Here is a 20889-nt window from a genome sequence, read left to right as displayed (position 1 = left end):
ACGAGCCGCTCGTCACAGGGCGGGCAGGCCCAGCAGGCTCCGTGCCACGGTCTGCGGGGACTCGTCGCGCTCCCGCGCGAGGGCGATGACCGCACGGCAGGCGAGTTCGCTGACACCGAAGGAGAGTGCCTCGGGCGAGACCCAGGCCGCCGCCTCGTCGGCCTGCCGCTGATCGTCCTCCGCACACGCCGAGACATAGGTGGCGGCGGCCTCGAACAGATTGCCCCGCCGGGGGCGGGGCGGCTCCGCGGCCGGAGCAGCGGCACGATCCGTACCGAGGAGCCTGCGCACTCTGTTGAACACGGGTCCACCTTCCCCCTGCTGTCTGGCGCGGCCGCTGTCAGTCACGTCACGATCAGTCACGTCACGGTCAGCCACCGCGCGGTCCGCGACCGTGCGGTCTGCGTAGGAACTCTCGGTCACGGAGCTTCCCGTTCCACGGTTCCCGTCCTCCAACGTACGGTCGGCGGGGCTCCGGCAGAAGACCGCCCGTGCCGCCCGGTGCACCGACGAACGGGCCGTGTGGCCACGGGAAGCCGGGTGCCACCGCCGGATCAGTCCTGGCGGACCGCCAGCGCGAGAAAGCGGGAGTCCTCGTCGGTGTACGACTCCAGCCGCCAGCCGGAATCCGCGAGCAGGGGAGCGAGACGGGGCTCGGCCCGCAGATCGTCGTCCGTGATCCGCCGTCCCTGCTGGGCGGCCAGTGCTTCACGGCCGAGGGGATGGAACAGCGCCAGTCGGCCGCCGGTCCTCACCACTCTGGCCAGCTCGCGCAGATTCTCCGCGGGGCGCGGAAGGTGGGAGATCAGCCCCGCGCCGAAGACCGCGTCCAGCGAACGCGGGCGCAGCGGCAGCCGGCCCACGTCGGCGAGCAGCAGCCGCCCGCTCCGGCCACGCCCGGCCCGGCCGGCCTCCGCCAGCATCTCCGGGGTCAGATCGGCTCCCAGCACCGTGCCCCGCGGACCCACGGCGGCCCGCAGGGGTGGCAGCGCGCGTCCTGTCCCGCATCCCGCGTCCAGGACCGCGTCGCCGGGACGCAGCCCGAGGTCGGTGACTGCCGCGGCGTAGGCGGGGCCGTCGTCGGGGAAGCGGGTGTCCCAGCCGGCCGCCCTGACACCGAAGAATTCCCGTACATGTGTGTGATCGTGGGCCATGGCGGCATGATCCCGTAGGAGCGGCCCGCACCGCGACGCGCGGGCAGCGGAGATTGCGGCTAACTTTTTCTGAGAAATCTTTCGACGTCCTCGTCGAGGACGTCGAAATCGCGGCGCGTGCTTCTACCTGTCCGTGAGAGCGCCCGCAGGGGCGCGACAGTGAGGAGAAGGTCATGAAGTACATGCTGCTGATGCAGTTCAGTGAGAAGACCGTGGACTTCCCGCCGGTCACGGAGTGGGCGCCGGAGGAGATCCGGGCCCATATCGCCTTCATGCGCGACACCAACACGAAGTTCGCGGAGACGGGCGAGCTGGTGACGGCGGAGGGGCTGGCGGGGCCCGACCAGGCCAGGATCGTACGGGCCGGGGGCGGCGGCGGGGCGCCCGTTGTCACCGAGGGTCCCTATCCTGAGACGAAGGAATTCCTGGCCGGGTACTGGATCGTCGACTGCGACAGTGCCGAGCGGGCGGTGGAGCTCGCCGCGCATGTGTCCACGGCTCCGGGCCCCGGCGGCAAGCCGCTGAACATGCCGATCGAGGTACGCCAGGTGATGGCGGGACCGCCCGAGGAGATGTGAGCACTGACTGATCCGACCCCCCTCACCGACCGGTTCCCGGATCCGCGAACCGGTCGGACGGCCGGTCCGGCCAGTCCGACGAGTCAGGCCGCAGGCCGGGCCACCGACCGGTTCACCGATCCGGGAACCGGTCCCGGGGGCACATCCGCCGAGGACCTGCTGCGCACCCTGGCGCCGCAGGTCGTCGGCGTGCTCACCCGCCGGTACGGGGACTTCGGCGCCGCCGAGGACGCCGTACAGGAAGCGCTGCTGGCGGCGGCGACCCAGTGGCCCCACGAAGGCGTGCCGGGCAATCCGCGCGGCTGGCTGATCCAGGTCGCGAGCCGCCGTATGACCGAGCAGGTACGGAGCGAGCAGGCGCGCCGCCGCCGTGAGGACCTGGTGGCCGGACAGGTGCCCGCCGACCGGCGGTCGGCGCCGCCCGCGGACAGCGACGCCCCGGTGGACCGGGACGACTCGCTGATCCTGCTCTTCCTGTGCTGCCATCCCGCGCTGTCACCCAGCGCGGCGATCGCGCTGACCCTGCGCTGTGTGGGCGGTCTGACGACGGCCGAGATCGCCCGCGCCTTCATGGTGCCCGAGGCGACCATGGGACAGCGGATCAGCCGGGCCAAGCAGCGGATCAAGGCATCGGGGATCCCGTTCCTGATGCCGGACGGCAAGGATCGCGAGCGGCGGCTGGACGCCGTGCTGCATGTCCTCTATCTGATCTTCAACGAGGGGTACGCGACCGGCGAAGGGCCCGATCTGCAACGGATCGAGCTGTCCCGGGAGGCGATCCGGCTGACCCGGGCCGCGTACGAACTGCTGCCGGACGACAGCGAGGTCGCGGGACTGCTGGCGCTGATGCTGCTCACCCATGCCAGAAGCGCGGCACGAACCGGCCCGGACGGCGAGCTCATCCCGCTGGCGGAGCAGGACCGGAGCCGCTGGGACGCGCGGGCGATCGAGGAGGGCACGGCGCTGATCACGGCCACCCTGCCCAAAGGACCCCTCGGTCCGTACCAGGTCCAGGCGGCGATCGCCGCCGTCCATGACGAGGCGGCGACGGCCGAGGACACCGACTGGCCGCAGATCCTCGCACTGTACGGAGTGCTGGAGCAGCTCGGCGTCAATCCGGTCGTCTCGCTCAACCGGGCGGTGGCCGTGGCGATGGTGCGCGGGCCGGAGGCCGGGCTCGGCATCCTTGAGTCGCTCGACAGGGAGGGCCGTCTGACCGGGAATCACCGGTTGTCGGTGGTCCGCGCCCATCTGCTGGAGATGGCGGGCGACCGGCAGGGCGCGGTGGAGAACTACCGGGAGGCGGCGCGTCGTACGACCAGTCTTCCGGAGCGCGACTATCTGACGATCCGGGCCGCCCGGCTGGCGACGGCTCCCTGACCCGGGGCGTTCGCCGGTCGGCGGGGTGCTCACGCTCACCGATCGGTCCGGGTGCTTATGCTCACCGATTGGTCCAGGTGCTCACGCTTGCCGATCGGTCCGACTGCCCTCTCTGCTCTTTCTGCGCTCCCGCGAGGCGCGGAGATTGACGGCGTTGCCGCAGATGCGCACGTCGTGCCAGACACCGCTGTTGTTGCGTGACGTGTCGTAGAAGGCGGACCCGCACGCGACGCTGCGGCAGAGCTTCAGCCGGGGCCAGAGGCCGGCCCGCTGGGCGAGCAGCGTCTCCGACCAGAGCGCCGATTCGAGCCACTGGGGTCCCCGGCCGACCGGGATCATCCGTACCTGGCCCTGGGCGTCGGGGGCGAGCCGCACCGGCACGCCGTGACCGGTCCGGTCGGACCCGGGCGCGTCGCTTCCCGCCGCGGCGATCATCTCCGCGAAGGCCGACCTCAGATCGCGGAGCGTCCGCGGATCCGACGCCGACAGCGTGCAGTCGGGAGCGTCGAGGCCCCGGACCCGGGCCCACTCCTCGGCGGCGTCGGTCAGCCACTCCTCGGCGGACTCGCGGTCGGCCAGCAGATCAGGCGCGTACTGCTGGATCGCGCGCGTGTTGATCAGTTCCTGCACCAGTGCGAGTCCGTCGGGAGCCTGGCGGACGCGGTACCGGTCACTGGCTGCCCAAGACATAACCAAATCGTACTTGACTATGTCGGTGAAGGCGAGCACTCTGATGACAGAGGCAAATCGATTACGACTATGTCGTTATGGACCGTCATCCAAGGAGAACGTCATGACCACCGTCAGCGGAGCAACCGTCCTGGTCACAGGTGGACAGCGCGGACTGGGCCGGGCTTTCGTACAGGAACTGCTGGAGGCGGGGGCCGCCAAGGTGTACGCCACCGCCCGTACGCCCGTCGCCGATCCCGACCCCAGGGTCGTTCCCGTACCGCTTGAGGTGACGGACGCGGACTCGGTGGCGGAGCTGGCGCGCGTCGCGGACGATGTCTCCATCGTTTTCAACAACGCGGGGATCGGTGCCGTCGACTCCCTCGTCACGGTCGACCTGGACGCCGTGAAGGAGCTCTTCGAGGCCAATGTCTTCGGTGCGCTGAGGGTGGCTCAGGCCTTCGCTCCCATCCTGGCGGCCCAGGGCGGCGGCGCGCTGGTCGACATTCATTCGGCACTGTCCTGGGCGGCCGGCAGCGGCGCCTACGGTGCGACGAAAGCGGCCTTCTGGTCGCTCACCAACTCGCTCCGGCTGGAACTGGCCCCGCAGGGGACCCAGGTGGTGGGTGTGCATCTCGGCTACACCGACACCGACATGATCCGGGCGCTGGATGTGCCCAAGGGCGATCCCCGGGCGGTGGCGCGCGCGGTTCTCACCGCGCTGGAGAAGGGGGAGAGCGAGGTGCTCGCGGATGACACGAGCCGCTTCTTCAAGGCCGCGCTCTCGGGTTCGGTCGAGGGGCTGAGCCTGCCGACCGCCGCCTGACACCCGTCGGCCGACGGCGGCGAAGGGGGAAGTCCGCCGTGACGGAGTGGGCCCCGACTGCGCGGAGAGCGGAGCCGGGGCCCACTCCGTTCGGTCTGCCGGAGCCGGCCCTGCCCCGTCCGGGCCCTGCCCCGTCCGGGCCCTGCCCCGTCCGGGCCCTGCCCCGTCCGGGCCCTGCTCCGTCCGGGCCCTTCCCCGTGCGGTCTGTTGCGGTCCGCTGCGGACCGGACGGCCGGGCGCGTCAGCCCGCCGTGTCAGTCCGCCGTGTCAGCCCTTCGTGTCAGTCGGCGACGGAGGCGAAGGCCGAGACCTTGTCGGCCTTGAGGCGCACCACCAGCTCACCCGGTACTCCATTGCGCTCCCCGAACTCCCCCGCACGCTCCTCACCCATGTACCGTGCCGCGATCCGCGTCGCCCAGGTGCGCAACCGCTCCGGTTCCTCGTCGATTTCGGCGCGGCCCTGGATCACCACGAAGGCGAACGGCGGACGTTCGTCGTCCACACACAGCGCCGCTCTGCCGTCACGCAGCAGATTGCGTCCTTTCACGGTCTCCCTGCCGGTGTTGAAGACAAGATCGTCGCCGTCCAGCACGAACCAGACGGGCGCGATGTGCGGGCTCCCGTCGGCCCGTACGGTGGACAGTTTCGCGGTGCGTGTCCCCTCGGAGACGAAGGCCTGCCATTCGTCCTTGCTCATGTGTCTCGCCATGCCCGCATTTTCCGTCGGGCACGCGCCCCGCGCGATACGACGCCCCGGGTGTGCGCCGGGGCCCCGGGGCCCGGGGAGCGCTTGCCCGGGAGCGGCGGGTGCGGAAGGCTACGGGGCGTTGCGAGCCAGGGGAACATCTGAACGGGGAGGAACGGCAATGCCACTCGAAAAGGGACTTGACTGGCTGTTGGACGACCTGACCGAGCGAGTCGAGCACATACAGCACGCGCTGGTCCTGTCCAACGACGGTCTGGTGACGGGAGCCAGTTCGGGACTGGCGCGCGAGGACGCGGAGCATCTCGCCGCCGTCTCCTCGGGGCTGCACAGCCTCGCCCGCGGATCAGGCCGCCACTTCAGGGCGGGCCAGGCCCGGCAGACCATGGTCGAGTTCGACGAGGCGGTGCTGTTCGTCACCGCGGCGGGTGACGGCAGTTGTCTGTGTGTACTGACCACGGCGGAAGCCGATGTCGGTCAGGTCGCCTATGAGATGACGCTGCTCGTCAACCGGGTCGGCGAGCATCTCGGAGTCGCGGTCAGGCAATCCGGTCACACCAGTCTGAGCGGCCTCTGAGCTGGTCTTTCCGCTTGGCCCGCAGAGTTGTCCACAGGCCTGACGGAGAACGTGGCCATCGCGCTACGGTCGTCACCGGGAGTAATCGCGAGTGATCGCGAGTGACAACGACTCACGGGGGAGGACCATCATGTCCGTCAGCGATGCCCAGGGCTACATCCGGAGCCGGCGCCGAGGCCGGAGCGAAGACCGGTACGGGAACGGGGATCAGGGCCAGGAGCCAGGCCTGGTCCCGGGCGTATCCATGGATACGACGGCCGTGGATACGACGGCGGCGACCGCCGCCACGGCCGGGGCGGCGGAGCCCGCCGAGAAGAAGCCGCGCACGGCACGTACGGTCGGTGTCGTGCGGGCCGCGCGGGAGCTGGAGCTGAGACGCGGAGAGTTCGAGCTCGCCGCGCAGCTGGGCCATATCCGCACCATCGCCGGACCGGCCGCAGGACGGCGGCAGGTCACCCGGCAGGAGATCGACCGGCTGCGGGCGGCGGAGGGATTCCCGGAGGCGCTGCGCGAGCGGGCGCGGACGGTGGGGACGGCGGAGGGCGCGGAGCTGCTGACCGTCAGTCCGGGCCGCTTCACCCGGCTGGCACGGGCGGGACTCATCGCTCCGGTGAGGTTCTATCTGAACCGGTACCGCGCGGTCGTCTGGCTCTATCCCGCCGATGAGGTAAGGACGTTCGCCGCCCGGGAACCGGCGCTGCTCACCGGTCGGCTGCCACTGCCGCTCCGACTTGGTCCGGACGCCGAGGAGGACCGGCGTCCGCGCAACTGGCGGGGCAGACGCATCGGTCATCTGCTGCACGAGAGCGAGGATCCGTGGGAGCGCGCGGCCGTCGTCGGCTGTGTGCTGGACCCGGCCCTGCTGGCCGAGTTGGTGCCTGATCCCTACGAACGGGCCCAGCTGAACCGGCTGCGGCCCGAGCTCGCTCCCGGCCAGCCGGAATCGGAGGCGGCGCGGGCGACGGTGCGGCGGCTGGTGGTGGCCGACCACCCGGACGAGATCCGATGGCACCGCACAAGCCTGGCCGCGCTCATGACGGAGGCCAGGCGCACCCGCCCCGTCCCGCGCCCCGCCGGTCCGTACGTGGACGGGACGCCACCACGGGCGCGGACAGCCCCCGAGCCGTCGCGCCCGGCGGGTCGCAGAGGTCTGCTGAGCCGGCTGCGGATCGGCGGTGAGCGACGCGGGCCGGCACGCCGGCCATGACGGCTATGCGGCCCGGGGGCCGTCAGGGGCGGATCCCGTCAGGGGCGGGCTCCGCGGGTGGCGATGGCGCGTCAGGGGCGGGTCTCGCCCGTGACGATGGTGCGTTCTGGGGAGAACTTTCCCCAGTTGCCGTCGGGCAGCTTGGCGCGGAGCTTCACCCGGTAGGTCTCGCCGGCCTTCTTGCTCACATACACGCTGTAGGTGGCCCGGCCCTTGGGGGCCTCACCGCCCCAGATCAGCGTCGTCGCGAAGGCGCCGTCGACATAGATCTGGTAGGAGGGGACCTCGCCGCCGGTCTTCGGCGCCAGCCAGGACAGATCGACATAGTGCGCGCCGTCGGCGGCATGTGTCGCGGCCCGGAAGTCGATCGGGGCGGTGTCGGGGTCGTCGCCGGGCCCGCGCGGGGTGGTGATCTCGACGACGCGGCTGGCGGGCGAGGTGTTGTCCGCCGCGTCCCGGGCGGTGACCGTGAAGCGGTAGTGGGTCCCCGGCCGCAGCCGGGTGATCCGCGCGGTGGTCGTGTCACCGTCCACGCTATGGATCTTGGAGCCGCCCTGGTAGATGTCGTAGGAGGTGATGCCCTGGTCACCGGCGGCCGTGGCCCAGCCCAGCCGTGCGGCCCGCGCGCCGTCGCTCCGGCCCGTCAGCTTCTCCGGGCGGGCGGGTGCTTCCTTGTCCTCCGCGACCGTGGCGGGCGTGGTGACGGCTATCTCACCGCTGTACGGCGAGAAGGTGCCCTCGTCGGTCCTGGCCCGGACGGAGAAGGTGTACGCGGTCGACGGCTTCAGTCCGGTGACATCGATCATGGTCTTCTCGGCCGGGACGTCCTTGATCTTCGTCTTGCCCCGGTACACCTCATAGCCCTTGATACCGGCCTTCGCCGGGGGCTGGTTCCACATGACATGGACCGAAGTGGCGCTGCCCGCCTGGACCGTGACCCCGGCCGGTGCCGAAGGGGCCTTGTCCTCCTCGTCGTTCGAGCCGCAGGCGGCCAGTGTGAGTATGACGGCGGACGTGAGCGCGGCAAGACTGACGAACCTGGGCATGGCCGTGTCCTCCACCCGGGGGCAATGGTCTAGACATATATGACACAGGTGTCGCGACCACATCAAGGGGGAGGGGTGTATTCGTTCCCTGGCCGGGGTGTACTCCGACCCCGGCCAGGGATCATTCGGACAAAGAGCGGAAGGGCGGCGAGGGCTGGATCGGCGAGGACTAGATCCTGTGGACGAGCTGGGTGCCGAGCTCGTAACGGGCGCCGACGATGGCCAGCTTGCCCTCGGCCACCTTGGCCGCGAGGTCGGGCTCCGCGGTCAGACGTCCCGTCACCCGGGCGACATTGGCGGTGACGGTCGCGTCCACGCGCGCGTCACCCTCCACGGAGTGCACGATCGCCGGGCGGATCTGGTCGGCCAAGTACTGTATGTGGGCGGGGAGTTCCTCGCCCGACTCCTCGGCTTCGACAGCCGCGGCCACGGCGCCGCAGGACTGGTGCCCGAGGACGAGGACGAGCGGAATCCCCAGCTCCAGCACGCCGTAGGCGATGCTGCCGAGGACGGCCTCGTCGAGGACCTCGCCGGCCGACCGTACCGTCATCAGATCGCCGAGACCCTGGTCGAAGACCAGCTCCGGCGGTACCCGGGAGTCGATGCAGCCGAGGACGAGGGCGAAGGGGTGCTGCCCCGAGACAAGTGCCTGACGCACGGTCTCGGTCTCGTGCGGGTGCTGCTCCCGGAAGGTCCGCCAGCGCCGGTTGCCGTCGGAGAGTTCACGGAGGGCCTCGTCCGGGGTGGTCGGACGCGGGCGGGGCAGGCGGTGGTCCACGGCGCCCGCGGAGGGCGCGGCGATGGCCACACCGGCCGTGGCGGCGCCACCGGCGAGGGCGGCGCGGAGCAGCGTGCGGCGGGGTGTGCCGGTGGCCGCGGAGGGTCTATTCGCATGTCTGGTCGATATCACGGCCGGAGACTATCCAGGAGACCCTTGGGCATTGGCTGGTCTTGGCGCATTATTGACCCTCTCTTGAATCAACCGCACCTCATCTACCAGTGATTTGGAGCAAATGCGGACGTAGTTCAGTCACTGTCCAGCCATGCCCATGTATTCGAACAGGCAGGCACGTGAGCATGGTTGACCCTGGCGCGGCAAGGATCCGTGGCCCGCTGTGGTTGCATGGTTCGGTGAATCGACAGACATTGCCGAAAGCCGATGACATCCCGATGTGCGATGTCCGGCGTCGCGGTGAGAACGACCTGGCCGATTGCCTGCGGGTGCTCGCCGAGGTGCATAAAGTTGACGGCTATCCCGTGAACTGGCCGGAGCGCGCGGCCGACTGGCTGGCGGGCCCCACGCAACTGGCGGCCTGGGTCGCCGAACTGGACGGACGGATCGTCGGCCATGCCGCTCTCACCCCGGCCGGCGCGGACGATGTGGCCCCCGCCCTCTGGAGCAGCCGGACGGGAACGCCCGTCGCCGACACCGTCGTACTGAGCCGTCTGTTCGTCTCCCGCTCGGCGCGCGGTCATGGGATCGGCGGCCTGCTGATGTCCCAGGCCGCACGGGAGGCCCGCGAACGCGGTCTGCACCCCGTACTGGACGTCGTGGCCTCCGACACCGCCGCTGCCGCGGCCGCGCTCTACGAACGCCTCGGCTGGAATCTGATGGCCGTCGTCGACCAGCACTGGAGCCCGGACCGGACGGTCAAGGTCCACTGCTACGCGGCTCCGTAGCCGGTTCAGGTGTTCCGACGCCCCGTCACCGACGCGCCGGCGGTCAGCGCTTCGACGGTCAGCGTGTCGGCCGGTCCAGCCGGCGCGTCGAGCGGCGCACCACCAACTCGGGCTGGAGCACGACGGAGCGGTGTCTGTGCTGTTCCGCGTCCGGTCCCGTCTCGTCCATCAGCATCTCCGCCGCCGCGCGCCCCATCGCGTCGGCCGGCTGCCGTACGGAGGTGAGCGGTACGACGGCCGCGGCGGCGAACTCGATGTCGTCGTAGCCGACGATCGACACATCGCCGGGCACATCGACCCCGGCTCCGTACATCGCCTGCAGAACACCCAGCGCGAGCAGGTCGTTTGCACAGAACACGGCGGTGGGACGCTCCGCCAGACCCAGCAGCCGTGCTCCGGCGTCGATACCGGAGGCGACATCCAGCCGCGCCGACTCCACCTGCCGCAGGGCCCCTTCGGGCAGACCGGCCTCGCGCAGCGCGGCCAGCGCGCCCGTACGGCGGTCCCGGCACTGGGGGAGCGACATCGGGCCGCTGATATAGGTCACGGACCGGTGTCCGGCCGCCAGCAGATGCCGGACCGCGAGCGCGCCGCCCGCCACATCGTCCACCGAGACGGAGCACCCCTCGTCGGCGGGCACGGCCCGGTCGACATGGACGTACGGAATGCCCTGACGCGCGAACTCCCGCACGGTGCTGCCGGACGCGTCGGTCGGGGTGAGCAGCACTCCGCGCACCCGCTGCTCGGCGAAGAGCGCCAGATACTCCGCCTCCTCGGCCGCGCTGCCCGCGCTGTTGCAGAGCATCACCCCGAGCCCGGCCTCGCGCGCGGCGCGCTCGGCGCCCTTGGCGACGGCGACGAAGAAGGGGTTCGCCATGTCGAGGACGAGGATGGCCAGGATCCGGCTGGTACCGACCCGGAGCTGGCGGGCCGTCTCGCTCCGTACGAAACCGAGTTGGTCGATCACGGCACGGACCCGTACGAGCGTGTGCTGCGACACCTTCTCGGGCCGGTTCAGCACATTCGAGACGGTCCCGACCGAGACCCCGGCCAGCCGGGCCACGTCCTTGATGCCGACCGTCTGCGCCACGCGTTCCTGCCCGTTCTGTCACATCGTCTGGGGACCTCTGTCCGGTAGGACCATCATATGCGGGTATTGCCCCTCGATGAGTGCCGCGGCCCTGTCCCAGCGGGCCCGGTCACCGGCCGGCTCGTACCGGCGAAGCTCCAGCGTGGCGCGGAGCAGGGCGCGCAGTTCGGTGAGACCGCCGCGGACGGCGCCCGCGGCGCGTGCCTGTACGAGGACGTTGCCGAGGGCCGCCGCCTCCGCGGGCCCCGCCACCACGGGCAGTCCGCAGGCGTCGGCGGTGAGCCGGCACAGAAGCCCGTTGCGGGCGCCGCCACCCACGACATGCACGGTGTCCACGGCGCGTCCGGAGAGCCGCTGGGCGTCCTCGATCGCACGCCGGTGCGCCAGGGCCAGCGAGTCCAGGACACAGCGGGTGGTCTCGGCCGGCCCCTCCGGCGGCCGCACGCCCAGGCGGCGGCACGCGTCCGCGATCCGCCGGGGCATGTCGCCGGGCGCGAGGAACGCGGGGTCGTCGGCGTCGACGTACGACCGCAGTCCTGGCACCTCGGCGGCCTCGCGCAGCAGCCGGTCCAGTCGTTGCGGTGTGCCGGCCGCCTCCCAGGTGCGCAGGCACTCCTGGAGCAGCCACAGGCCCATGATGTTGCGCAGATGGCGGACCGTGCCGTCGACGCCCAGTTCATTGGTGAAGTTGGCGCGTCTGCTCTCCTCGGTGAGGACGGGCGCGTCCAGTTCCATCCCCGCCAGGGACCAGGTGCCGGTCGCGACATACGCGAACCGGCCGTCCGTCGCGGGCACCGCCGCGACGGCGGACGCCGTGTCGTGCGAGCCGACCGCCGTCACCGGAACGGGCCCGGACAGACCGGTCTCCGACAGCACCTCCGGGAGCAGCTCACCGGCCCGGTCACCCGGGCCGCGCAGCGGCGCGAACAGGGTGAGATCGATACCGAGCGCGTCGGCGACGGACCGGGACCAGTCACGGGTACGGGGGTCGATGAGCTGGGTGGTGGAGGCATTGGTGAGTTCGGTCCCGGCCTCGCCGGTGAGCCAGTACGCGAGGAGATCGGGGATCAGCAGCAGCCGCCGCGCGGCGCCCAGCGCGGCGGTGCCCCGCGCCGAGGTGAGCTGGTAGAGGGTGTTGAACGGGAGGTACTGGAGGCCGGTCGCCGCGTACAGCTCGACCGGTGGCAGCACGGCGCCCACCAGTGCCGCCTGGCCCTCGGTACGCGTGTCGCGGTAGTGCACGGGGTTGCCGAGCAGCGCGCCGTCCGCGTCGAGCAGTCCGTAGTCGACGGCCCAGGTGTCGACGCCGACGCTCGCCGGCGCCCGTCCCGCCGCCCTGCCCGCGGCCCGCAGCCCGTCCAGCACCCCTCCGTACAGGGACAGGATGTCCCAGTGCAGTGTGCCGGCGGTCCGCACCGGGCGGTTGGGGAACCGGTGCACCTCCTGGAGACGCAGTGTGCCCGCGCCACGGCCGGAGACATGGCCGACCATGACACGGCCGCTGGACGCGCCGAGATCGACGGCGGCGAAGGGGAGTGGCGCGGTGGATGATGACACGACGGACCTCGTTCTCAGCGCAGGAACGCCGCCGCCACCCCGGCGTCGACCGGTACATGCAGCCCTGTGGTGTGGCTGAGATCGCCGCCCGTCAGGGCGAACACCGCGTTGGCCACATGCTCGGGCAGCACTTCCCGTTTGAGCAGTGTGCGCTGGGCGTAGAACTCGCCGAGCCGCTCCTCCTCCACGCCGTACACCGCCGCCCGTTCGGCGCCCCAGCCGCCCGCGAAGATCCCCGAACCGCGCACCACCCCGTCGGGGTTGACACCGTTGACCCGGATCGAGAGCGCGCCCAGCTCGGCGGCGAGCAGCCGCACCTGATGAGCCTGGTCGGCCTTGGCCGCGGAGTAGGCGATGTTGTTGGGACCCGCGAACACGGCGTTCTTGGAGGCGACATAGACGATGTCGCCGCCGAATCCCTGATCGGTCATCACCCGGACCGCCTCACGCGAGACCAGGAAGGAGCCACGGGCCATGATGGCGTGCTGGAGGTCCCAGTCCCGCGCGGTGGTCTCCAGCAGGGACTTGGAGATCGAGATACCGGCGTTGTTGACGATCAGATCCACCCCGCCGAAGGCGAGGACGGCCGCGTCGATGGCCGTCCTGATCTGCTCCTCGTCCGTCACATCGACGGTGACCGCCACCGCCGTGTCGGTGCCGCCCAGTTCCCCGGCGACCGCCGTCGCGCTCCCGGAGTTGAGATCGGCCACCACCACACACGCGCCCTCGGCGGCCAGCCGGTGCGCGATCGCCCTGCCGATCCCCGAACCCGCGCCCGTCACCAGCGCGATCCGGCCCGCCAGCGCCTTCGGCGCGGGCATACGGCGCAGCTTGGCCTCCTCCAGCTCCCAGTACTCGATCCGGAACTTCTCGGACTCCTCGATCGGCGCGTACGAGGAGACGGCCTCGGCCCCGCGCATCACATTGACGGCGTTGAGATAGAACTCCCCGGCCACCCGGGCGGTCTGCTTGTCCTTGCCGAAGGAGAACATGCCCACCCCCGGCACCAGCACGATCGCCGGATCCGCCCCGCGCATCGGCGGGGAGCCGGGCGCCGCGTGCCGTTCGTAGTACGCCCGGTACTGCGCGCGGTAGTCGGAGTGCAGCTCGGCCAGCCGCTCCCTCATCCGCTCCAGCGGCGCCCCGGCGGGCAGATCGAGCACCAGGGGGCGGACCTTGGTCCGCAGGAAGTGGTCGGGACAGGAGGTGCCCAGGGCGGCCAGCCTGGGATGTTCCGCGCGGGAGAGGAAGTCGAGGAGCGGCTCCGTGGCGGTGTAGTGGCCGATCTGGCGCCGGTCGGTGGAGGCCAGACCACGGATCAGCGGGGCCAGCGCCGCCGCCTTCGCCCGCCGCTCGGCCTCGGGCAGCGGCTCGTACCCCGGCAGGACGGGACCGAACGGCTCGGCCCCGCCGTGCTCGGCGAGGAACGCCTCGGCGGTACGGATGATGTGCAGCGAATTGCGCTCGCACTCCTGCGAGGTGGCGCCCCAGGCGGTGACGCCATGGCCGCCGAGCACACAGCCGATCGCCCGGGGGTTCGCCTCCTTGACCGCGGCGATGTCCAGACCGAGCTGGAAGCCGGGCCTGCGCCAGGGCACCCAGACCACGGTGTCGCCGAAGCATTCGGCCGTCAGCTTCTCCCCGTCGGCCGCGCAGGCCAGGGCGATACCCGAGTCGGGATGGAGATGGTCCACATGAGGGGCGTCGACCAGTCCGTGCATCGCGGTGTCGATGGAGGGGGCCGCCCCGCCCTTGCCGTGCAGGCAGTAGTCGAACGCGGCGACCATCTCGTCCTCGCGCGCCACACCCGGGTAGACCGCCGTCAGCGCGCGCAGCCGGTCGACGCGGAGCGCGGCGAGACCGTCGGCCGTGAGGGTGCCCAGATCGCCGCCCGAGCCCTTGACCCACATCAGTTCGACGTCGTCGCCGGTCACGGGGTCGGTGGCGGATCCCTTCGCGGAGGTGTTGCCGCCGGCGTAGTTGGTGTTGCGCGGATCGGCGCCGAGCCGGTGCGAGCGGTCGAGCAGTTCGGCCGCCACCGGGTGCGCGGCTGCCACGGGATGCGCGGCCGGCACCGGATGCGCGGCCGGCACCGGGTGGGGGTGAGGCTGGTCGGTCATCATGTCCCTTTGTGAGGTGCGGGGGCGGATACGAGTGGTGAGGACCGGGGCTCAGGCGCCCCAGCCGGCCGGGGTGCCGCCGACCCGTTCGGCGACGATCCGCTTGCCGTAGCCGGAGGCGTGGTACGCGGCGACGGGGTCGGCGTCCGCGCCCAGTTCCGCGCGGACCTCGGCCACCAGGGGGCGCACATCGGTGCTGAAGGCGTCCATGAGCACCGAGTTCGCCGCCAGTACATCGCCGCTCCGCTGGGCCGCGCCGAGCGCCTCCGCGTCCACCAGCAGCGCCTTCGCCGTGGCCTCCTGGACGTTCATCACCGACCGGATGATCGCGGGGACCTTCTCCTCGATGTTGTGGCACTGGTCGAGCATGAACGCCGTCTCCGCCGTGAACCCGCCGCCCCTGATCACCTCGTACATGATCCGGAAGAGCTGGAAGGGATCCGCGGCCCCGGCCATCAGATCGTCGTCCGCGTAGAAGCGGGAGTTGAAGTCGAATCCGCCGAGCTTCCCCTCGCGCAGCAGTACCGCGACGATGAACTCGATATTGGTGCCCGGCGCGTGGTGCCCGGTGTCCACGACCACGAGCGCCTTCGGGCCCAGCTTCAGACAGTGCGCGTACGCCGTTCCCCAGTCCGGCACATCCGTGGCGTAGAAGGCCGGTTCGAACAGCTTGTACTCCAGCAGCATCCGCTGACCGTCCCCGAGCCGCTCGTACACCGTGGACAGGGCCTCCGCGAGCCGTCCCTGACGTGCCGCGATGTCGTCCTGGCCCGGGTAGTTGATCCCGTCCGAGAACCACAGCTTCAGATCGCGCGAGCCGGTCGCGTCCATGACGTCCACGCACTCCAGCAAGTGCCCCAGTGCCTTGCGGCGCACGGCAGGATCAGGATGCGTGACGGACCCGAGCTTGTAGTCGTCGTCCTGGAACACGTTCGAGTTGATCGCCCCGATGCGCAGCCCCAGCTCCCGGGCCCGGCCGGCCAGCGCGCCGTAGTCGTCCACCCGGTCCCACGGGATGTGCAGCGCCACCGTCGGGGCCACGCCCGTGTGCGCGTGCACCCGCGCGGCGTCCGCGAGCTTCTCGGCGGGCGTACGCGGCACACCGGGCTGGGCGAACACCTTGAACCGGGTACCGGAGTTCCCGAACGCCCATGACGGCGTCTCGACGGCCTGTGACCTCAGCGCCGCCTTCACAGCGGACTCGGCGGATCGACCCGTCATATCTCAGCGCTCCCGTGGTGCGGACTCGCGGGGCGAGCCGGAGTCAGTGCCGCGATTCCTTATGAATCGTTTCATCGCGGTGAAGTTATGGGAGCTGTCAGAACGTGTCAACCCTCCGCGCGGCACCTCCATTTGTTCGGGTCGCACCCCCGCGAATTCACCCGAAAATGTCGAGCGCAGCCCATTGACGCCGCGCTGGAAGGCCGTTTAGCTTCCGTGCAACCTCATTGAAACCTTTCACGGCGGGCGCCGCCATCGGCCCGCCGCCGCTGAGGAGCCCTCATGAACCAGCCCGCCACGGGCCCCGCCCCGGTCCTGGCACTGAAGGATGTGAGCAAGTCCTTCGGCGCCGTACGGGCCTTGCGGGACGTCTCCCTGCGACTGTTCCCCGGTGAGGCGCACGCGCTCGCCGGGGAGAACGGCGCGGGCAAGTCCACCCTGATCAAAACGCTCGCCGGGGTGCACAGGCCCGATGCGGGCGAGGTGCTCCTCGACGGCGGACCTGTCGTCTTCCACGGTCCGGCCGACGCCCGCGACGCCGGGATCGCCGTCATCTACCAGGAACCGACACTCTTCCCCGATCTGTCGATCGCGGAGAACATCTTCATGGGCCGTCAGCCCCGGCGCTCGCTCGGCCGTATCGACCGCCGGGCCGTACGGGAGAGCACCGCCGCCCTGATGAAGCGGCTCGGTGTCGGACTCGACCCCGACCGTCCCGCGCGCGGGCTCTCCATCGCGGACCAGCAGATCGTCGAGATCGCCAAGGCGCTCTCCTTCGACGCGCGCGTCCTGATCATGGACGAGCCCACCGCGGCGCTGACGGGCGGTGAGACCGCCCGGCTCTTCTCCGTCGTGCGCACCCTGCGGGCCGAGGGCGCCGCCGTCCTCTTCATCTCCCATCGGCTCGGCGAGATATTCGAGCTCTGCCAGCGGGTCACCATCCTGCGCGACGGCCGGCTGATCTCCTCCCGGCCGCTGGACGGACTCACCGAGGACGATCTGGTACGCGGCATGGTCGGCCGTGATCTCGGGGAGCTGTACCCCAAACAGCGGGCGGCCGTGGGGGAGACGGCCCTGTCGGTGCGCAGGCTGACCAGGGAGGGGGTCTTCCGGGACATCTCGTTCGACGTACGGCGGGGCGAGATCGTGGCGCTCGCCGGGCTCGTCGGCGCGGGGCGCAGCGAGGTGGCGCAGGCCGTCTTCGGTGTCGACCGGGCCGACGCGGGTGAGGTCGAGGTCGAGGGACGGAGGCTGCCCGCCGGTTCACCGACGGCGGCCATGGACGCCGGACTCGCGCTCGTTCCCGAGGACCGGCGGCTGCGCGGACTGGTGATGGAGATGTCCATCGAGCGCAATATCGGGCTTACCGGGCTCGGCCGACTCGGCAGGGGCGGTCTGGTGCGCCGGGCGCTGGAGCGCGGCAGGGCCGCCGACTGGGCCGTACGCCTGCACCTCAAGTACAACCGGCTCGGCGATCCCGTCGGTGTGCTCTCCGGCGGCAATCAGCAGAAGGTCGTCCTCGCCAAGTGGCTGGCCACCGAACCGGCCGTCCTCATTGTCGACGAACCGACCCGGGGCATCGACGTCGGCACCAAGGCGGAGGTGCACCGGCTGCTCTCCTCCCTGGCCGCGGAAGGACTCGCCGTCCTCATGATCTCCTCCGATCTGCCCGAGGTCCTGGGCATGGCCGACCGGGTGCTCGTCATGCACGAGGGCCGTCTCACCGCCGAGATCCCGCGCGCGGAGGCCACCGAGGAGACGGTGATGGCCGCCGCGACCGGCCGCGGCGAGAGGGCGGCGGCATGACCACCCTGCTGGACAGGCCCGCCGACGCGGGCCGGGACGAGCGCTCGGCACGGTCGCTCGTCGACGCCGTGTTCCGGGCAAGGGAGATCAGCATCGCCGGAGCGCTGGCGCTGCTCGTCCTCGGCACCTGGATCTCCAATCCGCGCTTCCTGGACGACCAGGGCGTCAAGGACCTCCTCCTCAACGCCTCCATCCTGGTCCTGCTCGCCGTCGGCCAGTCCGTGGTCGTCGTCACCCGCAACATCGACCTCTCGGTCGGCTCCGTGGTCGGGCTCTCCGCCTTCGCCTGCGGGAAGTTCGTCGCGGGAACCGACCACGGTGTGCTCACCGTGCTGCTGCTCGGTATCGCGCTCGGCGTGGGCTGCGGCCTGGTCAGCGGGGCGCTCGTCAGCTTCGGCCGGGTCCCGGCGCTCGTGGTCACCCTCGGAATGCTCTACATCATCCAGGGCCTCGACTACTGGTGGGCGCAGGGCGAGCAGATCAGCGCCAACGACATCCCGGAAGCGGTCCTCGACCTGGGCAGCGGCGGCAGTGTCATCGGGATCCCGTACCTCCCTCTGATCGCCTTCGCGCTGCTCGCGCTCACCGCGTACTACCTGCGGAGCTACCGCTCGGGACGTGAGCTGTACGCGATCGGCTCCAATCCGGAGGCCGCGCGGCTCGCGGGTGTACCGATCCGCCGCAGGATCCTCGCCGCGTACGCCTTCTCCGGCGCCGTGGCGGGATTCGCCGGCGCCCTCTGGCTCGCCCGCTTCGGCACCGTCGTCGCGGACAACGCCCACGGCTGGGAACTCACCGTCGTCAGCGCCGTGGTCGTCGGCGGCGTCGCCATCACGGGCGGTACGGGCACGGTGTGGGGCGCGGCGCTCGGCGCGCTGCTGCTCACCACCATCGGCAGCGCCCTGATCGTGCTGAAGGTCGACGCGTTCTGGCAGGGCGCCATCACCGGCGCACTGCTTCTCGCGGCCATCACCGTCGACCGGATCGTGTCCCTGCGTATGACAGCCGCACTGAGGAAGAGGAGCGCCCGCCATGGGAACGGCGCCTGAGACAGAGACCGCGCCGGAGACCGCGCCCCGGCCGGGGACGGACGCGCCCGAGCCCCGCCCCACGACGGCCGGGCGGTTGTTCCGGACGGTGGGACCGCGCTGGGACACCGCGGTCGGCCTGCTGCTGGTGGCGGTCTTCGTGACCGGCCTCGGCACCACCGACGGCTTCGCCTCCGCCGGGAATCTCGCTTTCGCCTTCAACGACATCGCCGAAGTCGCCCTGATCGCCCTGCCCATGACCCTGCTGGTGGTGGCCGGACAGGTCGATCTGTCCGTCGCCTCCATGCTGGGCCTCGGCAGCGCGCTGACCGGTGCGCTGTGGAACGCGGGCTGGGCCTTCGAGCTGATCGTGCCCGTGGTGCTGCTGGCCGGGGTCGCGGGCGGACTCCTCAACGGCTGGCTGGTCACCCGGGTGGGGCTGCCCTCGCTCGCCGTCACCATCGGCACACTCGCCCTCTACCGGGGGCTCGCCTCGGTCGCGCTGGGCAGTGACGCCGTCACCGGCTTCCCGCAGGTGTACGCCGACTGGGCCGTGGACACCACCACGGTCCCCGGCACCTTTCTCACCTACCCCGTCGTCCTGTTCCTCGTACTGGCCGTCGCCACGGCCGTACTGCTGCACTCCACCTCCTTCGGACGGTCGCTGTTCGCCATCGGCGCGCAGGAGGAGGCCGCCTACTTCGCCGGGATCAGGGTCAAGCGGTTCAAGCTGATCCTCTTCGTGGTCACCGGGGTGTTCTCGGCCTTCGCCGGGATCGTCTTCACCCTCCGGTACGGCAGCGCGCGCGCCGACAACGGCCTCGGCTTCGAAATGCTCGTCATCGCCTCCGTGCTGCTCGGCGGCGTCGACTTCGACGGTGGCAAGGGCACGCTCTTCGGCGCGGTCGCCGGTGTGCTGCTGATCGGAGTCCTCAAGAACCTCCTCACGCTCAACGATGTGCCGAACGAGGTCCAGGTCATCGTGACCGGGCTGCTGCTCGTCGCCTCGGTCCTCACTCCGAGAGTCGTCGCGGCCGTGGTGGAGCGCCGTCACCGGCGGGCCGCCGTCGGCACATCCGGGTCCTGAGCCTCCCCGCCCCCCCCGCCAACTCCCCGAACCCCCGCCGTACTTCCCGAAAGGCACATGCCCGCCATGATCATCCGTACCGCCGCCCGGCGCCGCACGGCGGCCACCGCCGCCGCCGTCTGCGCCCTCACCGTCGCCCTGGCCGCCTGCTCGGGCACCACCAAGAACAGTACGGAGAAGGACACCACCAAGACGGACACCGCCGCCGAGGCCGATCCGGACGCGCCCCTGAAGAAGGGGCTCAAGCTCGCCTTCCTGCCCAAGCAGATCAACAACCCGTACGAGAAGATCGTGGACGAGGCCGGTATCGCCGCCGCGGCCGAGTACGGCGCCACCGGCAAGGAGGTCGGCCCCTCCGACGCCAGCGCCTCCTCCCAGGTCTCGTACATCAACACCCTCATCCAGCAGCGCCAGGACGCCATCCTGATCGCGGCCAACGATCCGAACGCGGTGTGCGGGCCGCTCAAGCAGGCCATGGAGAAGGACATCAAGGTCGTCGCGTACGACTCCGACACCGCCAAGGAGTGCCGCCAGCTCTTCATCAACCAGGCCAGCTCCGAGGAGATCGGCCGCAGTCTCGTCCGGCACCTCGGTGAACAGCTCGGCCACCAGGGCAAGATCGCCATACTCTCGGCCACCCAGAACGCCACGAACCAGAACACCTGGATCGAGTTCATGAAGGACGAGCTGAAGCGGCCCGAATACCGGAACATGCGGCTGGTCAAGGTCGCGTACGGCGATGACGCGGACCAGAAGTCCTTCCAGCAGACACAGGGACTGCTCCAGGCCTACCCCGACCTCAAGGGCATCATCTCGCCGACCACCGTCGGTATCGCCGCCGCCGCCCGCTATCTCAGCGACTCCTCGTACAAGGGCAAGGTCGTGCTCAACGGCCTGGGCACACCGAACCAGATGCGCAAGTACGTCAAGGACGGCACCGTCGAGCAGTTCTCGCTCTGGAACCCCGAGGAGCTGGGCTATCTGGGGTCGTACGCGGCGGCCGCCCTGGCGTCGGGACAGATCACCGGCGCCGAGGGTGAGAAGTTCAAGGCGGGCAAGCTCGGCGAGTACACGATCGGGAAGGACGGCGAGGTCATCCTCGGCGAGCCGACCGTCTTCGACAGGGACAACATCGACGAGTTCGACTTCTGACCACGGAG

General features: G+C 70.7%; 20 protein-coding genes. 10 read left to right on the top strand and 10 right to left on the bottom strand.

Annotated features, from left to right (window positions below):
• Positions 1-12 precede the first annotated feature (12 nt).
• Together OG214_RS01740 and OG214_RS01735 are read right to left on the bottom strand one after the other, a co-directional pair.
• A complete protein-coding gene (locus OG214_RS01740) occupies positions 13-303 on the bottom strand; it encodes a hypothetical protein (protein ID WP_382853804.1) in 291 nt (96 codons plus the stop codon).
• A 251-nt stretch (positions 304-554) separates the two neighbouring features.
• Positions 555-1154, bottom strand: coding sequence for a class I SAM-dependent methyltransferase (locus OG214_RS01735; RefSeq protein ID WP_405983489.1), 600 nt, complete (start codon positions 1152-1154; stop codon positions 555-557).
• Between the two features lie 173 nt (positions 1155-1327).
• On the opposite strand from OG214_RS01735, the gene OG214_RS01730 reads away from it, so the two are divergent.
• Entirely contained in the window at positions 1328-1732 is a 405-nt protein-coding gene (locus OG214_RS01730; RefSeq protein WP_363086334.1) for a YciI family protein, read from the top strand.
• Positions 1733-1921: 189 nt separating this feature from the next.
• Positions 1922-3112: an RNA polymerase sigma factor gene (locus OG214_RS01725; RefSeq protein ID WP_405983488.1), complete on the top strand. Its 1191-nt coding sequence runs from the start codon at positions 1922-1924 to the stop codon at positions 3110-3112.
• Between the two features lie 81 nt (positions 3113-3193).
• On the opposite strand, the gene OG214_RS01720 is transcribed toward OG214_RS01725, so the two are convergent.
• Complete coding sequence (locus tag OG214_RS01720; RefSeq protein WP_405983487.1) at positions 3194-3802, bottom strand: CGNR zinc finger domain-containing protein; 609 nt, start codon at positions 3800-3802, stop codon at positions 3194-3196.
• 103 nt (positions 3803-3905) lie between these two features.
• Between OG214_RS01720 and OG214_RS01715 the strand changes: the two genes are divergently transcribed.
• A complete protein-coding gene (locus OG214_RS01715; protein WP_363084794.1) occupies positions 3906-4607 on the top strand; it encodes an SDR family oxidoreductase in 702 nt (233 codons plus the stop codon).
• A gap of 280 nt (positions 4608-4887) precedes the next feature.
• Here OG214_RS01715 and OG214_RS01710 read toward each other — a convergent pair whose 3' ends face one another.
• Positions 4888-5316, bottom strand: coding sequence for a PPOX class F420-dependent oxidoreductase (locus OG214_RS01710; RefSeq protein WP_363084793.1), 429 nt, complete (start codon positions 5314-5316; stop codon positions 4888-4890).
• A gap of 157 nt (positions 5317-5473) precedes the next feature.
• On the opposite strand from OG214_RS01710, the gene OG214_RS01705 reads away from it, so the two are divergent.
• Positions 5474-5887, top strand: a complete 414-nt coding sequence (locus OG214_RS01705) for a roadblock/LC7 domain-containing protein (RefSeq protein WP_405983486.1) — start codon at positions 5474-5476, stop codon at positions 5885-5887.
• A 130-nt stretch (positions 5888-6017) separates the two neighbouring features.
• On the top strand, positions 6018-7094 hold the full coding sequence (locus tag OG214_RS01700; RefSeq protein ID WP_405983485.1) for a DUF6397 family protein: 1077 nt from the start codon (positions 6018-6020) through the stop codon (positions 7092-7094).
• A gap of 71 nt (positions 7095-7165) precedes the next feature.
• Here OG214_RS01700 and OG214_RS01695 read toward each other — a convergent pair whose 3' ends face one another.
• Positions 7166-8140, bottom strand: coding sequence for a fibronectin type III domain-containing protein (locus OG214_RS01695; RefSeq protein WP_405983484.1), 975 nt, complete (start codon positions 8138-8140; stop codon positions 7166-7168).
• A 169-nt stretch (positions 8141-8309) separates the two neighbouring features.
• The gene (locus OG214_RS01690) at positions 8310-9050 is read right to left on the bottom strand and encodes a carbonic anhydrase (RefSeq protein ID WP_405983483.1); all 741 of its coding nucleotides are present in this window, start codon (positions 9048-9050) and stop codon (positions 8310-8312) included.
• A gap of 260 nt (positions 9051-9310) precedes the next feature.
• Between OG214_RS01690 and OG214_RS01685 the strand changes: the two genes are divergently transcribed.
• Positions 9311-9820 (top strand): GNAT family N-acetyltransferase, encoded by a 510-nt coding sequence (locus OG214_RS01685; RefSeq protein ID WP_405987409.1) that lies wholly within the window; start codon positions 9311-9313, stop codon positions 9818-9820.
• A gap of 58 nt (positions 9821-9878) precedes the next feature.
• On the opposite strand, the gene OG214_RS01680 is transcribed toward OG214_RS01685, so the two are convergent.
• Genes OG214_RS01680 through rhaI form a run of 4 tightly spaced genes read right to left on the bottom strand, consistent with a single transcriptional unit; the run spans position 9879 to position 15808 of the window.
• The gene (locus OG214_RS01680) at positions 9879-10910 is read right to left on the bottom strand and encodes a LacI family DNA-binding transcriptional regulator (protein ID WP_405983482.1); all 1032 of its coding nucleotides are present in this window, start codon (positions 10908-10910) and stop codon (positions 9879-9881) included.
• A gap of 18 nt (positions 10911-10928) precedes the next feature.
• Complete coding sequence (locus OG214_RS01675; protein WP_405983481.1) at positions 10929-12467, bottom strand: rhamnulokinase family protein; 1539 nt, start codon at positions 12465-12467, stop codon at positions 10929-10931.
• A 14-nt stretch (positions 12468-12481) separates the two neighbouring features.
• On the bottom strand, positions 12482-14587 hold the full coding sequence (locus OG214_RS01670) for a bifunctional aldolase/short-chain dehydrogenase (protein WP_405983480.1): 2106 nt from the start codon (positions 14585-14587) through the stop codon (positions 12482-12484).
• A 51-nt stretch (positions 14588-14638) separates the two neighbouring features.
• Complete coding sequence (gene rhaI / locus OG214_RS01665) at positions 14639-15808, bottom strand: L-rhamnose isomerase (RefSeq protein WP_405983479.1); 1170 nt, start codon at positions 15806-15808, stop codon at positions 14639-14641.
• A gap of 282 nt (positions 15809-16090) precedes the next feature.
• Between rhaI and OG214_RS01660 the strand changes: the two genes are divergently transcribed.
• From OG214_RS01660 to rhaS, 4 genes are all read left to right on the top strand, one after another.
• Complete coding sequence (locus OG214_RS01660; RefSeq protein WP_405983478.1) at positions 16091-17614, top strand: sugar ABC transporter ATP-binding protein; 1524 nt, start codon at positions 16091-16093, stop codon at positions 17612-17614.
• A complete protein-coding gene (locus OG214_RS01655; protein WP_363085079.1) occupies positions 17611-18663 on the top strand; it encodes an ABC transporter permease in 1053 nt (350 codons plus the stop codon). The genes OG214_RS01660 and OG214_RS01655 overlap by 4 nt, the downstream gene beginning before the upstream one ends.
• Positions 18647-19729, top strand: a complete 1083-nt coding sequence (locus tag OG214_RS01650) for an ABC transporter permease (protein ID WP_405983477.1) — start codon at positions 18647-18649, stop codon at positions 19727-19729. Before OG214_RS01655 ends, OG214_RS01650 begins: the two co-directional genes overlap by 17 nt.
• 66 nt (positions 19730-19795) lie before the next feature.
• Positions 19796-20881: a rhamnose ABC transporter substrate-binding protein gene (rhaS, locus tag OG214_RS01645; protein ID WP_405987408.1), complete on the top strand. Its 1086-nt coding sequence runs from the start codon at positions 19796-19798 to the stop codon at positions 20879-20881.
• Positions 20882-20889 lie beyond the last annotated feature (8 nt).

Origin of the sequence: Streptomyces sp. NBC_00872 (assembly GCF_045161915.1) — a bacterium.
Taxonomy (GTDB): Bacteria; Actinomycetota; Actinomycetes; order Streptomycetales; family Streptomycetaceae; genus Streptomyces.
The sequence above is the reverse complement of the archived record's forward strand: the minus strand, read 5'-3'. Positions and strand labels throughout refer to the sequence as shown.